Here is a 5,735-nt window from a genome sequence, read left to right as displayed (position 1 = left end):
CAGGACTCTGAGGGTAGAATTGGTCATGGCGTATCACCTCTGTTAATTGAGATTCTTCGCGGGAATCAATCAGCAGGATACGCCACCTTCTCTATCTCCCCCATACACCAGAAATCACCATAACTCCTGGCCAACAGCAACCAGCCATCATTGTCACAGACTTGAGCCAACTGGCGTCGACCCTGTCCGGAACTGTACAAGTTCCAACGATAGGGAATCTGCTGACGGATGCGGGGGTCGAATTTGGGGCAGATGGTCCGGCGGCCTTGCCCATCACCAGCATCTCTCATGATGCAGATGGTAATCCCGCAACCCCGGATGTGGTGTATACCACAGCTTATTCCGGCTACAACGCAATAACCCATGTACTGACAATTCCTACCCATGGTGGAGGAACTTTCTCAGTCAATCTGTTGACCGGGGCGTATAGCTATAGCTTGTCGTTGGATGTGGCAAATGACTATACAGAGACCTTCCGCTACACCATCAGAGATGCAGATGGGGATGTGAAGACCGGCGTACTCAACATGATCACTACGGATTCCAGTGACGTTGTTGCCTATGACAATGGCAACGAAGCGTTGGTGTACGAGATCCCTGTGCCGGGTGTCACTTCCAGTACCATGCTGGCCGACTTTCAGACTACGACCAACGGGAGCGGTGCTGGGTATAACCCTTGGGTCTATGACACTTCAGGTGGCAATACCAGTGTGATTGATCTGGGGGGGAGTACGATCGCCAGCGCCATAGTGACTAATGGTGACAAGTGGATAGTGAGCACTCAGAACGGATCTGGCCTTTCTAACCTGGATGGCACAGTGTCTGGTTCTGAACTGCGTCTAGTCGATAACAATGGCTCATCATCGGGTGGGGTCCAGATGTTGACGCCGGAGTTCGTTACCAGCGCAACCGGCACCACCACCTTAAGCTTCGATTACGATAGGGCCAATGTGCATGGTAACGATATCGTGACCTGGAGCCTGTATAAATTTGACGGTGCCAACTGGGTGCAGCAAGCCGGCGCGGGTTATAGCGGTTTTCTGTCGACGGATCCTGGGTCAACAACAACCCTCACCACTGGTAATCTTGAGGCAGCCACGCGTTATCGCGTCCACTTCTCGGTGAATGATGGCGGCGGCAACAATGATTCACGTCTGGAGCTGGACAATATCAAACTCAACGTGACTGCTGCTGCAACGGTTGCTATCGCATTGACGGCTGCACATGGCAATCTGTTAACCGACCCCAACCAGGATGTGATGAGTGGCGATCCTTGGGGAAGTGTTGATGCCATCGGAGCGGAGAGCACTGTGCTCAAGATCTGGAATGGCAGCAGCTATACCGCAGTTACCACGAGCCAAACAGTAGTTGGGCTTTATGGCTCACTTGAAGTTTACAGTGATGGTACCTACACCTATACACCGAACCCGGATCTCAACAATGTGGGCAAGGCGGATGTGTTCAACTATCAGCTGGCACAAAGTGATGGAGACCAGGATACAGCTCAGCTGACTATCAATATTGCTTCCAGTGCGACCACTATCCCGACAGTAATGGAAGGTACCAGTGCCAATGATACCCTCGTAGGCACTAGCGGAGATGATGTATTGCTCGGCCACGATGGTGATGATGTCTTGAATGGCAATGATGGCAATGATCGTCTGGAAGGAGGGGCGGGCAACGACACTTTGATCGGTGGCCTGGGTAATGACATCCTTATCGGCGGCCTAGGTAGCGATACCTTCAAGTGGCTTGCTGGCGATGCAGATGGCAGTACGGACAACATCACGGACTTTACCCTTGGGAATACGGCCAGTGGGGGGGATGTGCTGGATCTGTCTGATTTGCTGGTTGGGGTTCCCACTGGCGGCAGCAACGATGATTTGGCGGCGGCGTTGGACAGTTACTTGCAGTTTGATACCGCTACCAAGACGTTGACGATAGACCCGGATGGTGCGGTCGGTGGCTCCGAGCTGACGATTCAGTTCCAGAACTCCCTTGATCTTGCCTCCCTGGGTTCTAACCAGGATATCATCAAGCAACTGCTGGATGATGGTAACCTCAAGGTTGATCCGTAATCGAGTAATGGGGCCGGGCTATGCCTGGCCCCTGTTTTTTGACAGAGGTGGCGGCTAAGATAGCGGTAGTACAGGAGAGGGTCACCATGCAGTCATTCAATTGGATCGATATCGATGGCATTCGCTATAGCTGGGATGGGCAGGGCAGCATTACCTGCACCGGCCAGTTTGGCTATCAGGCCACGATGGCAGGTGATCGGATCGATGCACTGGATCTTGAAAGCCAAGATGGCGAAGTGGCGGGTTCCCTCAATGTGGACTTCGCGACAGCGACCATCGCTTTCACGCCGGCAGTCGATGCAGAACCACCTCATATGGTGGTGCTGGTCGGGCACGATCAGGGGGAGCAGGAGTATTCGCTGCAGAGTCTGAGCGATAGCTGTTTGCAGGATCTGCTCATGCACTCCGACAGCATAGATTGTGCTCCACTCATCACGTCCACGCTAGCAGACCCCGAGATCTCGCCGCAGGGACACGTTCTGTCGTGGGATTCCTTCCATTTTGATGATGACGTCGTGCTCGGTTCCCGCAGCGTCACGCCGATGGCACCCGGCCATCAAGAGCTGATGGGCAACGAGATCAGCATCAACATCGACATGACCAATCAGGTGCTGGATCAGATACCGTCATTGCACGATATATGAATCCCATTCGACCACGGGCATAATGACCTCACTCTAATTGACTGAGGTTTTTTTCTATGTGGCGTCCCCTTCTTACCCTTTCCGCTCTGGTCGTCAGTGCTCCGTTATTCGCACTTGAAGTACCGCAAGCCCCGCATCTGGTGGTGAGTGGTTATGCCGAGCAGAAGGCCGAGCCAGATATGTTGACCCTCAATGTGTCGGTGACCGCGCTGGAAAAGCAGGGCATCAAGGCCAAGCAGCAGGTTGATGGCAAGGTCGCGGCCTTCTTTGGTCAACTGGAAGGGTTGGGCATCAAGCGCAGTGATGTGGAGGCGGGCAACCTGGTGATCTTCCCCGAATATCAATATCCGCAGAATAAGAAGCCGGAACTGGTGGGCTACCGAGCCCAGCGTCAACTCGCGGTCAAACTCTACCAGCTCGACAAGCTGAGCGAGCTGATGGATACCGCCCTCAAGGCGGGTCTGGAGTCTGTGTCCCAGATAGAGTACGGCCTCAAATCGCCACAGACCATCAAGGAGCAGGCGCGGGTCGGTGCGGTGGAAGATGCCAAGATCAAGGCGGAATCACTGGCCAAGGCGTTCGGTATGAAGCTTGGCAAGGTTTACAGTGTCGAGTACCGCAACAACACCCCCATGCCCGTCTATAGCCGTGCACTCAAGGAGGCCGTCATGGCTGCGCCTGCCGCCGACATGATGGAAAACAGCTATCAACAGCAGCAGATAAGCATCACGGACAACGTGGAAGCCGTCTTCCTGCTGGAATAAGGCTTTGGCCATCCGGCCTTGTCGATCTACTCCAGGCCCGAGGCTGATCCCCTCGGGCTTGTCGTTTTTACCTGGCAAGCTGGATTGAGTGCGCAGGCCGGATAGCGGCCCGCAAATGATGATGTGACTGGCAGGATCCCGATCATGCCTGGTGGTCTATGGTGCAAGGGTGGGGAGCGCTGGTGCCTGGCCCTGCGCTCTGCCGCCAGCGAGTGGCAGATGACGGATAGCAAGATGCCGGTCGGTGACCGGCATCTTATGGTGTAACGAGGTGGATTAACCCAGATTGGCGGCAACCCGTGCACGACGCTTCTGTTTGAGCTGATAGCCGATGGCCAGCACGACGATCCAGACCGGGATGAGCAGCACTGAAATCTGGATCCCCGGAGTCAGGTACATGATGACCAGGATACCTGCCATGAAGGCGAGGCAGAGGTAGTTACCAAACGGATACCAGAATGCCTTGAACTTGGGCTCAACGCCTTCGGCTTGTTTGCTTTGGCGAAACTTCAGGTGCGCGAGGCTTATCATGGCCCAGTTGATGACCAGTGCCGAAACCACCAGCGCCATCAGCAGCTCGAATGCCTTGCCCGGCATCAGGAAGTTGATCAGCACGCACAAGAGGGTGGCCGCGGCGGAGATGGAGATGGCCACCACGGGCACACCACTCTTGTTGGTCTTGAGCAGGCTGCGCGGGCCGTTGCCCTGCTTGGCCAGACCAAACAGCATGCGACTGTTGCAGTAGACGCAGCTGTTGTAGACCGACAGTGCAGCAGTCAGCACCACCATGTTGAGCACGGTCGCGACCAGGTTGCTGTCCAGCGCGTGGAAGATCATCACGAAGGGACTGCCGCCTTCCACGACTTTGCCCCAGGGGTAGAGGGACATCAGCACGGCCAGGGCGCCAATGTAGAAAATGAGGATGCGGTAGATAACCTGATTGGTGGCTTTGGGAATGCTCTTCTCGGGATCGTCCGCCTCAGCAGCCGTGATCCCCACCAGCTCAAGACCGCCGAACGAAAACATGATCACCGCCATCGCCATCACCAGACCGCTGATGCCGTTGGGGAAGAAGCCGCCTTGATCCCACAGGTTGGTGATGCTGGCATCCGGTCCGCCGTTGCCACTGGCGAGCAGGTAGCTGCCAAAGCCAATCATGCCGACGATGGCGACCACCTTGATGATGGCAAACCAGAACTCCATCTCGCCAAACGCCTTCACGTTGGAGAGGTTGATGGCATTGATCAGCACGAAGAAGACGGCAGCCGACATCCAGGTCGGGATCTCGGGCCACCAGTACTGGACATAGATGCCGACCGCCGTCAGCTCGGCCATGCTCACCAGCACGTAGAGTACCCAGTAGTTCCAGCCGGAGGCGAAACCGGCGAAGTCACCCCAGTATTTGTAGGCAAAGTGGCTGAAGGAGCCCGCCACCGGCTCTTCTACCACCATTTCACCGAGCTGGCGCATGATGAGGAAGGCGATAAAGCCGCCGATGGCATAGCCGAGCAGCACTGAGGGGCCCGCCATCTTGATGGTCTGGGCAATGCCGAGAAACAGGCCGGTGCCTATGGCGCCGCCCAATGCGATGAGCTGGATATGGCGGTTTTTCAGGCCGCGTTTCAGCTCCTCACCGTCTTGTTGAAGATCCATTCTTCCTTCCTTACGTCTCTGATATCACTCGTCTGTCATCTCGTTCCGTCCCGTCGAGTCACTCCATGTGACCTTGCACGGCAACATTGTTCTAAAAACGTGACGAAACCCGTATTTATTTCGTTACAGTTGGCTGCTTATTGTTTTTTGTAGCGACTACCAACGGAAGCAGAATAGTGATAACCGATTGTCTGCGCACCTGTTTTCCTCATTGTTCGCCGGTTTTTTCGGCATGAAACAGGTTTTTTATGGTTTGAACGGGCTGGAGGGGAGTGATTGCTCGCATTGCATGCAATTGAATCCTGTAAAGTTGACTCCTTCATTGATTCCTGTTTTATGAAGTCTCCTCCATAAATAAGGATGTGTTTCATGCAACGTATTATTGGTAGCCTGCTGGCCGTCGTGCTCTGGTTGACGGTCTGGCTCTCTCCCTTGTTGCTGACCATGGCGGCGGGATGCCTGTTGGTCTGGGCCTGTCTCTTGATCAGATCTTGATCCCCGAAGCCATCATCTCTTTGGCGGCAATAAAGCCGTCCAGTTTACTTTGCAGTGTTTGCCAGCCTTCCCAGAGTGAGCTCCAGCCTGCAATCCCTGTT

6 protein-coding genes are annotated in these 5,735 nt (G+C 54.9%); 5 read left to right on the top strand and 1 reads right to left on the bottom strand.

Annotated features, from left to right (window positions below):
* Positions 1-161: 161 nt before the first annotated feature.
* The 4 genes from GWQ22_RS20735 to GWQ22_RS20720 all read left to right on the top strand — a co-directional run bounded on the left by GWQ22_RS20735 (position 162) and on the right by GWQ22_RS20720 (position 3,753).
* Complete coding sequence (locus GWQ22_RS20735) at positions 162-2,078, top strand: type I secretion C-terminal target domain-containing protein (RefSeq protein WP_275931526.1); 1,917 nt, start codon at positions 162-164, stop codon at positions 2,076-2,078.
* Positions 2,079-2,164: 86 nt separating this feature from the next.
* Positions 2,165-2,722 (top strand): hypothetical protein, encoded by a 558-nt coding sequence (locus GWQ22_RS20730; protein ID WP_042037862.1) that lies wholly within the window; start codon positions 2,165-2,167, stop codon positions 2,720-2,722.
* A gap of 56 nt (positions 2,723-2,778) precedes the next feature.
* A complete protein-coding gene (locus GWQ22_RS20725) occupies positions 2,779-3,486 on the top strand; it encodes an SIMPL domain-containing protein (RefSeq protein ID WP_042037863.1) in 708 nt (235 codons plus the stop codon).
* Positions 3,487-3,630: 144 nt separating this feature from the next.
* Positions 3,631-3,753 carry a hypothetical protein gene (locus GWQ22_RS20720; RefSeq protein ID WP_275931525.1) on the top strand — a complete coding sequence of 41 codons (123 nt, stop codon included), beginning with the start codon at positions 3,631-3,633 and terminating at the stop codon, positions 3,751-3,753.
* Between the two features lie 9 nt (positions 3,754-3,762).
* On the opposite strand, the gene GWQ22_RS20715 is transcribed toward GWQ22_RS20720, so the two are convergent.
* The gene (locus GWQ22_RS20715; protein ID WP_042037864.1) at positions 3,763-5,139 is read right to left on the bottom strand and encodes an amino acid permease; all 1,377 of its coding nucleotides are present in this window, start codon (positions 5,137-5,139) and stop codon (positions 3,763-3,765) included.
* A 369-nt stretch (positions 5,140-5,508) separates the two neighbouring features.
* On the opposite strand from GWQ22_RS20715, the gene GWQ22_RS20710 reads away from it, so the two are divergent.
* Positions 5,509-5,634, top strand: coding sequence for a hypothetical protein (locus tag GWQ22_RS20710; protein WP_275931524.1), 126 nt, complete (start codon positions 5,509-5,511; stop codon positions 5,632-5,634).
* The last annotated feature ends 101 nt before the right edge of the window (positions 5,635-5,735 follow it).

The sequence above is a fragment of the Aeromonas sp. 1HA1 genome, assembly GCF_029237385.1.
Taxonomy (GTDB): Bacteria; Pseudomonadota; Gammaproteobacteria; order Enterobacterales; family Aeromonadaceae; genus Aeromonas; species Aeromonas popoffii.
The sequence above is the reverse complement of the archived record's forward strand: the minus strand, read 5'-3'. Positions and strand labels throughout refer to the sequence as shown.

What these genes read in the sequence shown, in the direction of transcription:
- GWQ22_RS20730 (WP_042037862.1), top strand. Translation starts at nt 2,165, where the DNA reads ATGCAGTCATTCAATTGGATCGATATCGATGGCATTCGCTATAGCTGG.
- GWQ22_RS20725 (WP_042037863.1), top strand. Translation starts at nt 2,779, where the DNA reads ATGTGGCGTCCCCTTCTTACCCTTTCCGCTCTGGTCGTCAGTGCTCCG.
- GWQ22_RS20720 (WP_275931525.1), top strand. Translation starts at nt 3,631, where the DNA reads ATGCCTGGTGGTCTATGGTGCAAGGGTGGGGAGCGCTGGTGCCTGGCC.
- GWQ22_RS20715 (WP_042037864.1), bottom strand. Translation starts at nt 5,139, where the DNA reads ATGGATCTTCAACAAGACGGTGAGGAGCTGAAACGCGGCCTGAAAAAC.
- GWQ22_RS20710 (WP_275931524.1), top strand. Translation starts at nt 5,509, where the DNA reads ATGCAACGTATTATTGGTAGCCTGCTGGCCGTCGTGCTCTGGTTGACG.